Genomic DNA, 14,549 nt, shown 5'->3' on the forward strand with positions numbered 1-14,549 from the left:
AGAGACCCCATGAGGATCGTCGCCTGTCTCAACGGTGATCGCCGTCCGGGTGCGCACCCCGCCCTGCCCGTGTCCGTCGACCAGCTCGTCACCGACGCCCATGCCGTGGTGGCCGCGGGCGCCACCGCCGTCCACATCCATCCGCGCGACGCCGGGGGCGCGGAGTCCCTGGAACCGCAGGCGGTGGCGGCGCTGATGGAACGGATGCGCGCGGACGGCCCGGACGTGCCGGTGTCGCTGACCACGTCGCTGTCGGCGCAGTCCGACCCCTGGCGGCGCTACGACCTGGTGCAGAGATGGGCGTCACCGTCCTTACCCGACTCGGTGTCGGTGAACCTGCACGAGGCGGGTTCGGTGGACCTGATCCACCTACTGGGTGACCGCCGGGTCGCGGTCGAGGCGGGGGTGTGGACGGTGGACGCCGCCCGCATCCTGGTCGCCACCAAGGTACGGGTGGCGGCGGTGCTGGTGGAGCCGACCCAGGTCGCGGTGGATGACGCCCAGCGCAACACGGCGGCGATCATGAGCGTGCTGGACCGGGGCAAGGTCGCTGTTCCCCGTATGTTGCACGGCGCGGACGCGACGGCCTGGCCGATGCTGTCCCAGGCGCTGGAGGAGGGGCTGGACATCCGGATCGGGCTGGCGGACACCATGCGTCTGCCCGACGGCGCGGAGGCGCACGACAACGCGGCGCTCGTGGAGCACGCGGTCGCCCTGGCCTCCGCCTCCGCCTGAGCCGGAACCGGCGTCCGGGCGCTCCGGAACCACTCGTCCGAAACAACTCGGCTCGCGGGCGCTTCGCGGCACGGGTGAGCCGAAAGGGCGACCATCGCCCTCCAGGGCCGCTACGCCTCGGCGCCGTCTCGGAGGGGGTGGTCCGCCAGGCGGCGTTCGAGGCGCCGCTCGGTGGCGGTGAGCGCGTCGATGCGTTCCCGGACCGCTTGGAGCCGCTGCTCGTAGAGGGCGACGGCCTCGGCGCACTCGGGTTCGCGGACCAGGTCGAGCTCCAGGCAGGCCCGCAGTTCCTGGATGTCCTCCGAGGTCAGGCCGGATTCCAGGAGGAGGCGGATGTTGCGCACCCTCTCCACCGCCTCGGGACCGTACTCACGGTACCCGTTGGCGGCGCGTTCGGAGGTGAGCAGACCGCGCTGTTCGTAGTACCTCAGGGAGCGCGTGCTGGCCCCCGTGCGTTCGGCGAGTTCCCCGATGCGCATGTGCGTCTCCGTCCCGGCCGTGGACATCCGTGTCCCACCCTACGGATCCCCGCTCAGGCGGCGCCGGCCTGAACCCTGCCGGTTTCCGTGGCTGGGGCGGGGAACAAGCGGACGGAGAGCGCCATGAACGCGAGGGCGGCCAGGCCGACCAGGGTGGCGGCGACCGGAACGCCCGCGCCCCCGTACCCGGCGACGACCGCACCTCCCGCGGCGCCCGCCACCGCCGTGCCCACGTACAGCCCGCCGGTGTTCAGCGCGAGGGCCTCGGTGCCCGCCTCACCGGCCAGGTGGAGCAGGCGGGCGCTCATCGGGGCGGCGAACCCCCAGGCCGCGAACCCCCACAGCGCGAGCACACCGCCCAGGGCCCACACCGGTGCCGCGCCGCCCAGGGAACCGAGGGAGGCCATGGCCAGGCTGGTCGCGACCATCCCGGCGAAGGTGGCGAGCAGGACCCGGTCCGCGCCCCAGCGGTCGGTGGCGCGTCCGCACAGCAGGGTGCCCGCGGCCCCGGCGACCCCCACCACCGCGATCAGCGGGGCCAGGGCGGACACGCCCGCGCCGGTGAGGTCCCCGGCGATGGGGGCGATGTAGGTGTAGGTCATGAAACCGCAGGTGGCGCCCGCGACGGTACCGGTGACGCAGATCAGGACGGCCGGTCGGCCCAGCTGGCGCAGCTGCTGGCGGACCCCGGCCTCCGGCGCCCCGGGCAGCTGGGGCAGGCGCAGGGCCGAGGCGACCAGGACGGCGCAGGTCAGCAGGGCCACCGCCACGAAGGCCGAGCGCCAGCCGAGGGCGGAGCCCAGGAGCGCGCCGATCGGCACCCCGAGGAACAGGGCGACGGTCAGTCCGGCCGCGACGGCGCCCACGGCCCGCCCGGTGCGGTCGGGCGGAGCGAGCCGGGCCGCCGTGGCGAAGGCGGCCGGGGTGAGCACGGCGGCGATCAGCGCGGCGACCACGCGCATCGCCATCAGGACGGTGTAAGTGGGCGCGAGGGCGGTGACCAGGTTGGCGAGGGCGAACAGCGCGAGCCCGCCGAGGAGGAGGGTTCGGCGGGGCGTCCGGGCGGTGGCCACGGCCAGCGGCGGGGCGGCCATCGCGTAGGTGAGGGAGAAGACGGTGACGAGCTGCCCGGCCGCGGCGACGCTGACGTCGAGGTCGTGGGCGATGACCGGCAGGAGCCCGGCGATGACGAGGTCGTCGGTGCCGACCGCGAAGGCGATCAGGACCAGGCAGACCAGCCAGCCGGGACGGAGCGTGTGAGTGGGCATGGCCGCAAACTAGGACCCTGACACCGGCGTCAAGGTCAAGCGGGCGCGGCGGGACTCAGTACGAAGGCGGCGGAACGGACGGCCCGCGAGCGGTCGGGCGAGCGGCCCGGACTCAGCCGAAGACGGCGCCCAGGACCACGATGAGCATGATCGAACCGAGCACCACTGGCAGCAGCCAGCGCTGCTTGCGGTTGTTGGTGAGCATGCTCATGACGTGCCCCGCTCCGGGTCTCGTTGGGATTCGCTCCCCCAGGGTAGTCCCCAGGTCCGAACGGTCCGGTAGGGGTCCGGTCGGCCCGGGCGGCTCTCGTCCCGCGTCCGTGAAGTCGCCAACAACCGCAAGAGGGCGGCACTTCATGACGTCTCTGGAATCGCTGATTGCCGATTATCTCGACAGTCTGTCCCTACGCGACGTGAGCGAACACACGGTGCGCGCGTACCGGCAAACGCTCCGCAAGCTCTCCCGCTTCGTCGGGGACGTGGACCCCTCCGAACTCACCCATCGGCACATGTCGCGCTTCCTCGCGGCGGAGCGCGCTGCCGGAGCCGCGTTGTCCAGCGTGCAGCGGCGTTACGTCGATCTCGGATCGTTCTGTAAGTGGCTACTCGCGGAAGAAGAGATCACGCGCAACCCCATGGACAAGGTGGACCGGCCCCGTACCGAAGAGGTCCCGGTCCCGCTGGTCGATCCCGCGACCATTCACGCCCTTCTACGGCACGAGTGGTCCACACGGTTCCTGACTATGCGGAACCGCGCGATCATCACGGTTCTTCTGGACACCGGGGTTCGCGTCTCCGAGCTTCTCGGCATGAACCTCGCGGACTTCTCCCCCGCGCACAACCGCATCACGGTTCGCGGAGCGAAGCGCTCCGGGGAACGTGTGGTGTCGCTGGGCAAGCACGCAAGCGCGGCCCTACGCCGGTACCTGCGCGCACGAGCCCGGTTCCCGCAGGCGGACAACCCCGCGCTGTGGCTCGGCTCCAACGGCCGCCTGTCCGCGCAAGCGGTCCGCTTGATGCTCTCCGAAGGATGCAAGCGCGTTGGAGTTCCTCACGTGTTCCCCCACCAGTTGCGCCACCAGTTCGCGCACGAGTTCCGCTTTGCGGGCGGCAATGACGGAGACTTGATGTACCTCGCGGGGTGGACCTCTACCGCGATGCTCCGCCGCTACGGCGCGTCCGGGGCCGCTGTACGGGCCGCGCAAGCACACGCGAAGTACTCCCCCGGGGACCAACTGCTGTAACCCCTACGGACAGCGCAAGGGCCCGGAACCTACCACCATAGGTTCCGGGCCCTGCTTTGTGCCTTCTACCGCGTCGTGCGCGGAGAGCTACGCGGCTTTAGCCGCCTCTTCGGCCGTGCGGACTTCTTCCGCCTCGTCACCCCACACGTACCCAACCGCGTTGTGGTGAGTACCCGCGTGGATCGGAGCGCGGGTGCACAGCGTGCCACTGTCCTCCGCGTCGTGGTCCGCACACATACTGCCGATCCGCTCCGCGTTCGCGGGGAAGGCCAACACGTCCCCGTTCGGGGCCTGGTGGTCTTCCTCGTGCCCGTACGGGAGAGCGCACAGCGCTTCCGCGTGGAACCCCGCGACAGTGAATGTCCACCAGCCGCACACGGTCGCGCTCATGCGGACACCTCCGCACGCGGAGCGGCGATCTCTTGCAACACGGCCACACCCAACCGAGTACGGTCCGCGCGGAGCCGCTTCGTGCGGACTTCGTGGCCCGGTAGAAGCCTCGGACTATGTCCGCCGGTTCGGCCACAGCGTCCGTGTCAACGAACGGCACATAGTCCGCTGGCACAGGCACGAGAGTCCCGCGCGGAGCGTCGTCAAGCGGCTGTCGCGGGGACGGAAGCGCGAAGGCGTATCCAGGTCCCGTAGGGCGCGCGGGAAGCGGGTTGGCGTATCGACGCACGCGGGCCGCGCGGGCTTCCTCGCGGATCTCGCGGCGGATGGCGCGCGGAGCGGCGTGCAAGCCGCGCGAGGGACGAAGAATGCGGACTATGGCCGCGAATACGGCGAGTACGATATGCAACGTTGACACCTCTACCTAGGTGGAAACCGTGGCCCCGGGCGGTTGCAGCCGTCGCGGGGCTTTGTTGTTACCGACAAACAGTACCAGCAGTTCCAAGAGTACCAACAGTACGACCGTGGCAAAATGAGAACCATGCCCACGTCACTCCCTGCCGGATACGGCCCGGACAGTCAGGTCATCGACGGCCCGACACCTCTACCTGCTCAGCTCGCCGCAATCCTCGCGGCGAGGATTGACCGGGGCGACTTCTCCGGGGGCAAACTGCCATCCGTGGCCGCACTGCAAAAGGGTTACGAGGTCTCACGAGGCACAGCGCAACGAGCAATCACCATCCTCGCGGAGCACGGGCGCGTACAGGTATCGGCCGGTAAAGGGGTCTACCCGGTGGACCCTTAGGCGCACTCCGGCCTTCAGAAATGTCCGTCGGGGCACTCGCCGGACGTATTGAGCAGCTTTCCGCAGCCAGTGCACATGTGGGGCTTTCCAGTCAGGGTTACGGAACGCGCTGAGTGATGCCGCACGCGCGGCACTGCTGTACTCGGGAACCGGGGGCGCGATTCCAATCGTGGGGCGGACACGCCGACGCAGACGCGGGGCGGATCCTACGAGGAAGCGGCGGACGCTCCCCCGAACGCGGGGCAGGAACCTGCGGACGGCGAGGACGCGTCAACCGCGCGAGATCATCAAACGTGCGGGCCGGGGCACTCATACCCGCCCCAGAAGTTCACCGGCGAGCCAGCGGGCAAGGGCTTCCTCCTCACCCTCACGACCGATCGGAGCAGTACGGCCGCCCCCGTCAACCGGAGAAATCCACTTACCTTCGGAGAGCCGCACAACGATGCACCGCCCCGCGTGCTCTGCCCGAACCTCGCCGGGCTGGTCTCCGTCCATCGCTGCCACACCCCGCCGACGGATAGCGGAGTGAAGCGCGGTTAGCGGGTCGGCGGTTTCGGTCTGCGCCTGGAATCGTCCGTAAGTAGCCATGGCCACAGCCTGCCGAAACCCTTAGAGATTCCACAGAAGCCGCGTAGATTCCGCAAGACACCGGTAGCCTGTGGAACGTGCCCCTCACACCATTCTCTGAAGCTCTCAACCGATTCCTTGCCGCCTCTGGAATGACTCAGCTACAGCTCAGCCAGAAGACCGGATACGCGGCTTCGTCCATAAATAGGTGGATTTCCGGACAAACAAACCCAAGCAGGGATAGAGCAGAACACTTAGACAAAATCCTTGACGCGGGGGGCGAGCTGTTCAGGGCATGGCGCATCACCGCCACGGGCTCCGGTCTGCCGGAGTGGGCCCGGGACATGTTCGCGGTAGAGACGTCTGCCGTTCAGCTGTCTCTAGCGACGCCGTCCCTAGTCCCCGGGTACCTACAGAGCCCCGGGTATGCCTCTTGGGTCTTCCGCGCGGGACGCCCGGCTCTGACAGACGAAGAGGTTCAACGTCTGGTGAAGCACCGTACGGAGCGCTTGCACCAACTCGACAAGCTTCGTGTGACAGCCGTGTTCCCTCTCTCAGCGGTCGCGGACCTACCCGAACCCCTCCGCCACGAACAAGCGCAACACCTCTCAGCATGGATACAGACGGGCCGCGTCGCGGTGCACCTGGTTCCCCGGGGAATCCTGTTGCCCGCACCTGTCGCACCCTTGATGCTGTTCACCCTAGGTACGGGGGATACCGTGGCAGTCAGTGACCATGTACAAGGGTCCGTGACGTTAGAAGACCACAGCCGCGCAGCAGCTCTCTTTAACGTCGCCCTCGCGGAGTCCCTCCCTTCGTCCGTCTCAGCAACCGAACTGGAAGCCCTCGCATGAACCGCTGGCACAAATCCACCCACTCCCCGAACGGCTCTGACTGTGTTGAAGCGAGAGAGCACGAGAACGGGGCAGACGTCCGAGACACAAAGCACCGCGACGCCGGACACCTCAGCTTTGACCGCGCCGAGTGGCTCGCCGCCTTGCGCGTGACCACGAAGGGGTAGGTCCAACGAAGGAAGACCCCGGATGCCCTGCTTTGAAGGGGCCGGGGTCTTCGCGTGCCGCACCCCTCCCGGTTGAGCAGCGCTGCACAAGTTGTTTCGTGCCGGGTTCTTTAGAGGCTCGGAACCAACGCTTCGTCGTGTGCTGACACCGATTCCTGCCGGTAGAAGTGGTCCTCGAACTCCGCTGGCGGCACCAGCCCGATCTCGCCGTGCAGACGGCGGTGGTTGAACCAGTCGATGTACTCGGCCACCGCGATCTCGACCTCGTCCAACCCCTTCCAGGGCCCGCGGTTACGGATCAACTCGGCCTTGAACAGCGAGTGGAACGCCTCGGCCAGAGCGTTGTCGTAGGAATCGCCGGTGGTACCGACCGAGGCCACCGCCCCCGCCTCGGCCAGGCGTTGGGTGTAGCGCACCGCGAGATATTGCACGCCGCGGTCGGAGTGGTGGACCAGACCGTCGATGCGCCGACCGACATGGGACCGGTTCCACACGGCCATTTCCAACGCGTCCAGGGCCAGGCTGGTGTGCAGCGACCTCGCCACCTGCCAGCCCACCACCCGGCGCGAGTGCACGTCGATGACGAACGCGGCGTAGACCCAGCCCGCGAAGGTGCGGATGTAGGTGATGTCGGCAACCCACAGCTGGTTGGGAGCATCAGCGGTGAACGCGCGTTCCACCAGGTCAGGGCGGGTGTCCGAGGCTGTAGTCCCGACCGTGGTGCGGGGTCCCTTGGTGCGGGAGATGCCGCGTAGCCCGGCCCGTTTCATCAGGCGTTGGACCGTGCAGCGGGCTACCCGGTGGCCTTGGCGGTTCAGCTCTGCGTGGACCTTGCGGGCCCCGTACACGGCGTAGTTGTCGGCGTGTACCTGGTGGATCTTGGCGGTGGTGACCTCATCGGTGCGTGAGCGCAGTGACGGGGCCCGGTTCTTGGCGGCGTAGTAGGTGGACGGGGCGACCTGCAAGACGCGGCAGATCGGCTCGACCCCGAACTCCTGCTGGTGGATGTCGATGAACGCGACTATCTGATGTGTGGGCGGTCGAGCTCCGCCGCGAAAAAAGCCGACGCGGACTTGAGGATGGCGTTGGCTCGCCGCAACTCGTGCACTTCGCGTTCAAGTTCGGCCAGGCGTTGGGCCTGGTCGGTGGTGGTGCCGGGGCGGTCTCCGGCGTCGACCTCGGCCTGGGTGACCCAGTTGCGCAGGGTCTCGCGGTTGATGCCCAGCTGGTCGGCGATACGGGCGATGGCACCGCTGCGGCTGGCCGGGTCCCGGCGAGCGTCCACGGCCATGCGGGTGGCACGTTGCCTCAGCTCATCGGGGTATTTCCTCGGTGCTGGCATGTCTCTCATCCTTCCCAGGTTTGAGAGCCTCCATCACACCCGGCACGAAACAAGTAGTGGACACAGAAAACAACCCAGCCACCGGGGACAGGGACCGGTGACCGGGCTTGGGGCGGAGAGCAGCCGACCCAGCTTGTACGCGGCCGCTAATCGCGGTCGCGGAAGTTCGTAACAGCCACCTCGTTGACCGGGTGGTCGCCGTCAACGGCAGTGGCCACAATGTGCGGGTAGCCGGAGTGAGGCGGACACGTGCACTCTCGCGGCAACCACTCACCGACGGCCGTCTCACACGCGGACACGTGCACCGTCACCGTTGGCGAGTCGGCAGGCTCTCCCAGCTCCGGGAACATGGTGCGATAAAGCGGAAGCACGTTCGCAATCGGAACCGGCGGGGCGGATACAGGACGCGCACGGCGACGCGGGGGCTTCACGAAGCTTCACGGGCCGCTCGTGCCCGCTCCCAACGTGTCCGAGCCGCGTGTGCCGCCCTCTGTGATGCCGGAGAGCGCACGGCATGACCGGATTCGGCTTGTCCCATGCTCGCCGCGTCCGCGCTGCCCTCTGTCGGCACAAGGCCACGGAGGATTGCCCATGCAGCCGCGCGTTGCTGGCGCGCTTCCGACACGGCCGGATTCACCACAAGCTGTCCAGCGGAGCCGGGAACCATGACGCCGTGCTCCGCGACAGCCGCGTCAAGCCGATCCGCTGTGTCCAAGTGCTCCCCGGCGAGTTCAAGCGCGCGAATGTGCGCCTCGTCTAGATCGAACTCTTCACGAAACGAGGAAAGCAGTTTCGCGGAAGCCGTTACATTTTCTGGCATTACTCATTCTCCTTCCATGTTTCGGAAAACCAGGGTGGCTAGGCATGCGCAGACCGGCCAAAACGCTAACCCCCTCCGGCGCGCTGCCCCCGCCGGAGGGGAGTACCCCCCAGGTCACAGCCTTGCCGGGGTGTAAGGTGTTCCGGCTCCGTCGTCGGCCGCGCGAGGGACGCTTGCCAACATAAGCGTCCCGAATCGACATAAGCGAACGAAAGTCCTGGCCAGAAAGCACAACCGGCGCGACATTCCCCGTTGGAATAATCGCGTCAAGAACAGCACATCACTCTCATGTGAGCGGTCGCGCGGAACACGCTTACAGTTTACGAGCGCTGTCGCGATCTGCTCGAAGATTCGGCAGACTGCACCACAGTAAGACTTGCCGCCATGATTCAAAGACTACAAAGGCGCATCACAGCCGACGCGCTCACACGTGGCACCGACCGGGGCAACAAGGCGGGGCATGATGGGGGCCCTTCGACAATAGGGGGACCTTCGACAATGGCCCCTAGGTACAGGTAGGGGCAGGGTCCCGGAGTGATACGAACCCTGCCCCCAATCCCGCGCGGAGGAAACGACACGCGGGAAGAATTGACTACGCGCTGTCGCTGTTCGCGGCCGCGTCTTCCTCGGCAGCGATCTTCACCGCTTCACCAAAGGATGCGCCAATGACCGGATAAGCCCTCGGGGCCCTATCGTCGCCATAACCGAGACGGAACGGGATCGTGTCCAGGTGCTGTAGAACGGCTGCTAGCGTCGGCTGGTTGGTACCGGCCCGCCGGTCGTTCGGGCTGAAACTCGACTTGGAAACCAGAGCTCGAAGACGATCGTCTTCCGGGAGCTGGGACGCCATTCCGCGAACATTCCCGAACGCCGAAGTAGCACGGCGAATACGTCGCTGTGCTTCAGCTACCGCCTCGATAGCGGCCGTACGCTCCGCCTCGAAGGTACGGAGACGCTCACGGGTAAGCCGGTCCGCATTGGCCCGATAATCGCGGCGGATACGTGTCCGTGCGGCCAAGGCGTCGTTCCGTGCAAGCAGCACGGTTGTGTTAGCAAGCCGATTAAGGTTCTGCGCGCGCTTGAGTGCCTCATCTAGTGTCTTTTGCGCTCCGGCCGCTGTAGCTACCGGGTCGCCGTTCGGAACCCTCAGAGCGGCCGCCTCGTGAGCGTCACGGGTGCGCTTAGCGTCCGTGACAGCGCGGTCGGCATCCTCCGCGTCCAGGTGGAATCGGTCCGCACGCTCAAGCCTGTCTTCGAAGGGCTTAACCAGACTCCCGAGAGTCGGAATCTCGAAGGCCCCGCCCTTGAGAGCGGCGAGCATCTTTCGGGCCTCGGCAAGGTCAAGGTCCCGCTTTTCCGCGTCCGTCATTCCAGCGGTGAGCGGGTCTTCCCCGGAAATGACCGGGGTGCTGTCCGTGACAATCCCACCGCCGCTAGGATGGATAGGGTCCGGATGGAACGTGGACTTCACCATTACTTTCCCCTCTTCGCGGACCCATACCCGAGACGTCGCCAAATCGCGGCCGCAATGGCCTTCGGACTCACTTCGTCGGACTCGATTCCGATTTTGGACGTCTCGTGCTTATGTGGGAACGGCTTTGTCGGATCCACCGTGCTATCCGGGTGCATGTCGGCCAGCTTCGCGGCATTGGTCTTCACTTCATCGTAGGAATCGCCGCGCACCATTGAAACAAGGTCCGATCGGACGCCGGTAGCGTTGACGATTCCCTGGATTTCGGCGTCTGACAGCTTGAAAGGCTCCGGCTTCGCGGCCGCCTCTTCGCTGCCGCGCTCCGGCGGCTCCGGGGCGGTGGTGGTGTTCGTGGTCATGGTTAGCTCTCCATGGTTGATGTTGCGATTCATGCCGGTCAGCGCGCGAGGTTTTCGCGGCGACGCATGTAAGCCGCTTGGCGACACGACCTTGAGCAGTAGGCCCGGGGTCTGCCGCGCTCGTTGCGGTAGACGGTGTTCGTACAGCCTTCGCGGACACAAACCTTGTTGTCGGCAGTGTTGGGCATGGGCAAATCCCCCAGAAACGAAAAAAAGGGGCTGCACCCGCTGCGCAGTTGCCCCTACGCGCGGGTACAGCCCCGGAACCCTGATGAACAGGGAAGATCACAGGCGGCCGGGGCAACGACCAAGGAAGCCGAAAAATGGCCTCTTCTCTAGTTATGTCTCCGGGTGTTCGCGCTGGTCAGCGAATTGCAGGCGAAAACCGGTTTGGAACTACCGAACTAGCGAAGTTAGCCAACGCCACCCGCCCAAAGATCTCATTTGCCCCGCGGGCGCACAGAAAGGCCACACCCTTACCCGAAGTCGTCCGAGCAGGGCACGGCCGCCAGAATTGATTCTGTGGCTTTCTAGGCCACCTTGGGCACCGCGTGTACCTTGCGCTTACGAGCACGGTACGCGGCCACGCGGCAGCGGTCAGAACAGTACTTGCGATGACGGCCAATACCCGCGTATTCGCCTTCCTCGCCGCAGTGGGAGCACAGCGGCGAGTCAATCGTCTGTTGTGCTTCCAGTGCACGGCGCATGTCCGCTTTCTGCAAAGTCCAACATTCGTCACCCGGGAACACATCCGCGTTGTCGTCGCGACGTTCGTCCCTCTTGCTGTAACCCGGATCATCGGGCATTCGTGGGGAGCCTGTGCGGCACTCCTTCCCGGGGTTGCCGTCGTGAAGCTTCTCGTTACAGAAGCGGCACGTGCGGACGCGGAGGTGTGCCCCGGTACGGAACGCGGAGCGGCAGCGCTCCGAGCACCAAGATTCTTGTTTCCCGATTAGCTCGGAAGAGCAGGCCAAACAGCGGGGAAGTTCGCCCGTATACATGAACATGTGGAGTCTCCTAGGGGTGTAACGAAATAGGGATGTTGCTGACCGGGCGGTTGCCTTAAGCCTTATATCTTTTATGTGTTTACATGGCTCCCTGGTTAGTCATCTAATAAAACGTAACCAACAAAGAAGCGACCCAACCAGACAGGGCTCCGGCAAAGTCAGGTCTGTAGGAGTCTGAGTGGGCGAGCCTCGTCGCGGATCATGTGACGGTTGGCCTGGGCGATGTTGTCGAACCCGGCTGCTCGCAGCAGTCCGATCGCGGTGTTGCGCAGGGTCGCCATGACCTGGGGAGCGCTGCCCGTGCGCACTTGGGAGCGGTCCTCGTCGTAGGTCACATCCCGCACGTGATGGAGCTTGTTCTCGATCCCCCAGTGCTGGCGCACCCACCCGGACAGCACCAACGCAGGAGCAACGCGGTGGTCGGCCGAGGTGATCAGGTAGACGACCTCCACGCTCTTGCGTTTGGGTGAGCCCTTGGACTTCTTGCGCCAGGTGGTGCGGCGTAGCTGGGCGATCTGAGCGGCGCCTTCGAAGGTGACCCATGCCGGGACCTGGGCGGTCTTGATGGTGCGGGTCTCTTTGCGGCCGTGCCCGGTATCGCGTGTGGTGTGTACGGGCACGTGCTTCCACGGCACCTTCTTGAGCTGGGCGTACAGGTTTTTGTTGTTGGCCTTGACTGTGAAGACGTAGTGGGCGCCCCCGGTCCGGATGGTGGTAGCGGTGTCGGTCTGGGTGTGCATCGCGTCAAGGGTGACGACCGCTCCGTCGATGTCCAGGAGGCCGAGCAGGTCCCGCACGGCGGGAATCTCGTTGCTTTTGGCGTCCACCGCGACCTGGCCCAGGGTGGTGGTGCCGCACAAGGCGGCGACCAGGTGCGGTGCCCGTTCGGTTCCGGTACGGGCACCGCGCAGGGTCTTGCCGTCCAAGGAGATGACCCGCAGCCCGTTGACCACCATCAGGCGGGTGGCGGCCCAAGCGCCCAGCACCTGATCGAGCAGGTCGGCGTCCAAGCGGGCGAAGGTGCGGCGAAAGGTCGCCTCGTCGGCGGCTCCCCGGAGCATGCCCAGGGCGGTGAGGGTGTGGGTGGTGGTCTCGGCGGCCCACTGGCCGATCGCGGTGAACCCTTTGGCTCCGGCCAGGGTCGCGCAGACGGCCACGGCGATCAGCGCGGCCAGGGTGTGGCGTCGTCCGCGGGGTTTGCGTGGGTCGGGCACACCTTGAAGGACCTGGATCAGGTGATCCTGGCGGGAGACGGGCTCGACGATGAGCTCGCCGGGGTGAGACGATGACATTCGCGGGCGTGTTCCTCGGTTGGGCGAAAGCGTGAAGAACTTCCATCCAACCGGGTCGGACACGCCCGCTTCTGCTTGTTCGCCCTACGAAGACGCAGGTCACATCCCTACAACCCGACTTTGCCGGAGCCCTGCCCAACCAGAGACCAAAATCCCTGATCAGGCCGCTTTTCCGCGATCCGACGGCAGCCGCTCCGGCCGCGACCCGCTAGGCCGCGACGGGCTCCCGCTCCGCCGCGCACTGTTCGCGGACGCGGTTCCGCCGCTCCCACTGTCGGCAACCTCGCGAACACCACGACTCTTCGTAGAAAGTGGCATCCGTGAATGTCGCATCGTTGGCGCACCCGCGACGCGCGCACCCCACGGCCGCGAACATCCGAGCGAAGGTCTCCGCCGCGTCTTGGGCGAGTAGCTCCGCTACCGCGTTGCCGAACACCTCGCGAGACAGCGCGACCGACTCGCGAATGTAGTTCTCCGGGACCGCGCGGGCTTCGGTGACCTCGCGAAGGGCCCACCGGTAGATCCGCGCGATACTGGCTTGCAGAGAAGAGGGAAGTGGTGTCTGTTCCATGGCGTGCCTCCGAAGGTCGGGACGCTTCCCCCTAGTTATGTCTCCGGAACCGGCTAAGTGTTCGCGTGAATTTTTGGGCCCTTGAATTGAGCAGCGCGGCTCAACTCGAAACAGCACGTTTGCCGCTGCCGAAGCGGCACGGTACGAGCGGCACGGCAAGCCCCGGCAAGCGGCAAGAAGCGCGGCACGCTCCGGGGAACTTGCGCGGCAAATCCGACAAAATCACTGGTCACAGCTTTGCAGCTCGTGTGCCGTTCACGTCCTGGGCGTGCGGCACGCGCTCCGCGCGGCCGCTTCCTCGCCTCCCTTGCCGCAAACCTCGCGCGGGGCTTGCCGTTCGCGGACGGCAAACGGCACGGAGCGGAGCGGCAAGCGGCACGGCAGACGGCACGCTTGCCGGAGCGGCACGGCACGCGGCAAGGCTTGTGTGCCGTTGCCGTTGCCGTTGCTCTGCCGGACGCTCCGCTGTCCTCGTGCCGTTGCCCGTGGCCGGTACGGCTCCGCCGCGCGCGGAGCGCGTAGGGACGCCGGAGCAGCTCCGGCGACAAACACGGCACGAGCGGCACGAAGCGCGGCACGCCCCTGCAAACTCACTGGTCACAGACTTGCCAACGGATTGACGTTCACGTCCTGGACGTGGGCCACGGGTAACCCTGGAATCATGGCCCCATGAGCGAGAATCCCCCAGGACCCCCCGTGCCGCCTCGTAAGAAAAGGTCCGCCTGGAAACTTATCGTCCTAGGCATAGTCGGCGTGGCCGCTCTCGGGTTGCTGTGGTCCTACCTTGACTACCGTCGTGCCGTCGCTAACTCGCTAACCCCTGAGCACGCCCAAATCTTGTCCGACGTGTGGAACAGCTACGAACTCGGTGAGAAGTACCGGCTATGCGGCACGATCGACCGACCGGACGAAGAGGCCGGCCTAGCGAGGTTCGGACTGCATTACGTTCAGGAGGTAGACCGGCGCGGCGAAGAACTCCGTGACGTGGGAGTGCCGACGGATGTTGCCCGTAAGGATGCCGCCAACCAGGTATGCGATCAGACGTTTGGTGGAACACCGTGGTGGGACGAGCGTGAGACTCGCCCTGATGGGCCACTTCCCATCTCTGACTTCCTGGAGTCGGACTAGTCCCAATGCCGTGTAGTTAGGCGAAGCGCGGGTGTGTCAAATCACCTGAA

The 14,549-nt window shown here is 66.2% G+C and carries 15 protein-coding genes and 1 other annotated feature; of the genes, 6 read left to right on the plus strand and 9 right to left on the minus strand.

Features of this window, described 5'->3' with window-relative positions; translation table 11 throughout:
- The first annotated feature begins 9 nt into the window (after positions 1-9).
- On the plus strand, positions 10-735 hold the full coding sequence (locus HNR07_RS20795; protein ID WP_184366430.1) for a 3-keto-5-aminohexanoate cleavage protein: 726 nt from the start codon (positions 10-12) through the stop codon (positions 733-735).
- A gap of 110 nt (positions 736-845) precedes the next feature.
- On the opposite strand, the gene HNR07_RS20800 is transcribed toward HNR07_RS20795, so the two are convergent.
- Both HNR07_RS20800 and HNR07_RS20805 read right to left on the minus strand, forming a co-directional pair.
- Complete coding sequence (locus HNR07_RS20800; RefSeq protein WP_184372416.1) at positions 846-1,214, minus strand: MerR family transcriptional regulator; 369 nt, start codon at positions 1,212-1,214, stop codon at positions 846-848.
- Positions 1,215-1,267: 53 nt separating this feature from the next.
- A complete protein-coding gene (locus HNR07_RS20805) occupies positions 1,268-2,482 on the minus strand; it encodes an MFS transporter (protein ID WP_184366431.1) in 1,215 nt (404 codons plus the stop codon).
- 356 nt (positions 2,483-2,838) lie between these two features.
- Here HNR07_RS20805 and HNR07_RS20810 point away from each other — a divergent pair, with 356 nt between their 5' ends.
- Positions 2,839-3,726: a tyrosine-type recombinase/integrase gene (locus HNR07_RS20810; protein ID WP_184366432.1), complete on the plus strand. Its 888-nt coding sequence runs from the start codon at positions 2,839-2,841 to the stop codon at positions 3,724-3,726.
- 87 nt (positions 3,727-3,813) lie between these two features.
- Here the strand turns inward: HNR07_RS20810 and HNR07_RS20815 are convergent, their stop codons facing one another.
- The gene (locus tag HNR07_RS20815; RefSeq protein WP_184366433.1) at positions 3,814-4,116 is read right to left on the minus strand and encodes a hypothetical protein; all 303 of its coding nucleotides are present in this window, start codon (positions 4,114-4,116) and stop codon (positions 3,814-3,816) included.
- Between the two features lie 541 nt (positions 4,117-4,657).
- Here HNR07_RS20815 and HNR07_RS20820 point away from each other — a divergent pair.
- From HNR07_RS20820 to HNR07_RS20830, 3 genes are all read left to right on the plus strand, one after another.
- A complete protein-coding gene (locus HNR07_RS20820) occupies positions 4,658-4,921 on the plus strand; it encodes a GntR family transcriptional regulator (RefSeq protein ID WP_184366434.1) in 264 nt (87 codons plus the stop codon).
- Between the two features lie 665 nt (positions 4,922-5,586).
- Positions 5,587-6,342 carry a Scr1 family TA system antitoxin-like transcriptional regulator gene (locus HNR07_RS20825; RefSeq protein WP_312893919.1) on the plus strand — a complete coding sequence of 252 codons (756 nt, stop codon included), beginning with the start codon at positions 5,587-5,589 and terminating at the stop codon, positions 6,340-6,342.
- Complete coding sequence (locus HNR07_RS20830) at positions 6,339-6,509, plus strand: DUF397 domain-containing protein (protein WP_184366435.1); 171 nt, start codon at positions 6,339-6,341, stop codon at positions 6,507-6,509. The genes HNR07_RS20825 and HNR07_RS20830 overlap by 4 nt, the downstream gene beginning before the upstream one ends.
- Positions 6,510-6,619: 110 nt before the next feature.
- Here HNR07_RS20830 and HNR07_RS20835 read toward each other — a convergent pair.
- From HNR07_RS20835 to HNR07_RS20860, 6 genes are all read right to left on the minus strand, one after another.
- Positions 6,620-7,851, minus strand: a protein-coding gene (locus tag HNR07_RS20835) for an IS3 family transposase (RefSeq protein WP_246420228.1) whose coding sequence is annotated in 2 segments (ribosomal slippage) — positions 6,620-7,566 and positions 7,566-7,851 — 1,233 coding nt in all. Because the reading frame shifts where the segments join, the coding sequence is not laid out codon by codon here.
- Positions 7,460-7,573 (minus strand) — a sequence feature (AL1L pseudoknot). (Overlaps the previous gene by 114 nt.)
- A 1,412-nt stretch (positions 7,852-9,263) precedes the next feature.
- On the minus strand, positions 9,264-10,145 hold the full coding sequence (locus tag HNR07_RS20840; protein ID WP_184366436.1) for a hypothetical protein: 882 nt from the start codon (positions 10,143-10,145) through the stop codon (positions 9,264-9,266).
- Positions 10,145-10,501, minus strand: coding sequence for a hypothetical protein (locus HNR07_RS20845; RefSeq protein WP_184366437.1), 357 nt, complete (start codon positions 10,499-10,501; stop codon positions 10,145-10,147). Before HNR07_RS20845 ends, HNR07_RS20840 begins: the two co-directional genes overlap by 1 nt.
- 530 nt (positions 10,502-11,031) lie before the next feature.
- On the minus strand, positions 11,032-11,307 hold the full coding sequence (locus HNR07_RS20850; RefSeq protein WP_184366438.1) for a hypothetical protein: 276 nt from the start codon (positions 11,305-11,307) through the stop codon (positions 11,032-11,034).
- A 359-nt stretch (positions 11,308-11,666) separates the two neighbouring features.
- A complete protein-coding gene (locus HNR07_RS20855) occupies positions 11,667-12,800 on the minus strand; it encodes an ISAs1 family transposase (protein WP_221318711.1) in 1,134 nt (377 codons plus the stop codon).
- A gap of 208 nt (positions 12,801-13,008) precedes the next feature.
- Positions 13,009-13,371, minus strand: coding sequence for a hypothetical protein (locus HNR07_RS20860; RefSeq protein WP_184366439.1), 363 nt, complete (start codon positions 13,369-13,371; stop codon positions 13,009-13,011).
- A gap of 669 nt (positions 13,372-14,040) precedes the next feature.
- Here HNR07_RS20860 and HNR07_RS20865 point away from each other — a divergent pair.
- The gene (locus HNR07_RS20865) at positions 14,041-14,499 is read left to right on the plus strand and encodes a hypothetical protein (RefSeq protein WP_184366440.1); all 459 of its coding nucleotides are present in this window, start codon (positions 14,041-14,043) and stop codon (positions 14,497-14,499) included.
- The last annotated feature ends 50 nt before the right edge of the window (positions 14,500-14,549 follow it).

It is taken from the genome of Nocardiopsis metallicus, from assembly GCF_014201115.1.
Lineage (GTDB): Bacteria > Actinomycetota > Actinomycetes > Streptosporangiales > Streptosporangiaceae > Nocardiopsis > Nocardiopsis metallicus.

Excerpts from the sequence above, each read along its gene's own strand:
- HNR07_RS20795 (WP_184366430.1), top strand. The coding sequence starts at position 10 with ATGAGGATCGTCGCCTGTCTCAACGGTGATCGCCGTCCGGGTGCGCAC.
- HNR07_RS20800 (WP_184372416.1), bottom strand. The coding sequence starts at position 1,214 with ATGCGCATCGGGGAACTCGCCGAACGCACGGGGGCCAGCACGCGCTCC.
- HNR07_RS20805 (WP_184366431.1), bottom strand. The coding sequence starts at position 2,482 with ATGCCCACTCACACGCTCCGTCCCGGCTGGCTGGTCTGCCTGGTCCTG.
- HNR07_RS20810 (WP_184366432.1), top strand. The coding sequence starts at position 2,839 with ATGACGTCTCTGGAATCGCTGATTGCCGATTATCTCGACAGTCTGTCC.
- HNR07_RS20815 (WP_184366433.1), bottom strand. The coding sequence starts at position 4,116 with ATGAGCGCGACCGTGTGCGGCTGGTGGACATTCACTGTCGCGGGGTTC.
- HNR07_RS20820 (WP_184366434.1), top strand. The coding sequence starts at position 4,658 with ATGCCCACGTCACTCCCTGCCGGATACGGCCCGGACAGTCAGGTCATC.
- HNR07_RS20830 (WP_184366435.1), top strand. The coding sequence starts at position 6,339 with ATGAACCGCTGGCACAAATCCACCCACTCCCCGAACGGCTCTGACTGT.
- HNR07_RS20840 (WP_184366436.1), bottom strand. The coding sequence starts at position 10,145 with ATGGTGAAGTCCACGTTCCATCCGGACCCTATCCATCCTAGCGGCGGT.
- HNR07_RS20845 (WP_184366437.1), bottom strand. The coding sequence starts at position 10,501 with ATGACCACGAACACCACCACCGCCCCGGAGCCGCCGGAGCGCGGCAGC.
- HNR07_RS20850 (WP_184366438.1), bottom strand. The coding sequence starts at position 11,307 with ATGCCCGATGATCCGGGTTACAGCAAGAGGGACGAACGTCGCGACGAC.
- HNR07_RS20855 (WP_221318711.1), bottom strand. The coding sequence starts at position 12,800 with ATGTCATCGTCTCACCCCGGCGAGCTCATCGTCGAGCCCGTCTCCCGC.
- HNR07_RS20860 (WP_184366439.1), bottom strand. The coding sequence starts at position 13,371 with ATGGAACAGACACCACTTCCCTCTTCTCTGCAAGCCAGTATCGCGCGG.
- HNR07_RS20865 (WP_184366440.1), top strand. The coding sequence starts at position 14,041 with ATGAGCGAGAATCCCCCAGGACCCCCCGTGCCGCCTCGTAAGAAAAGG.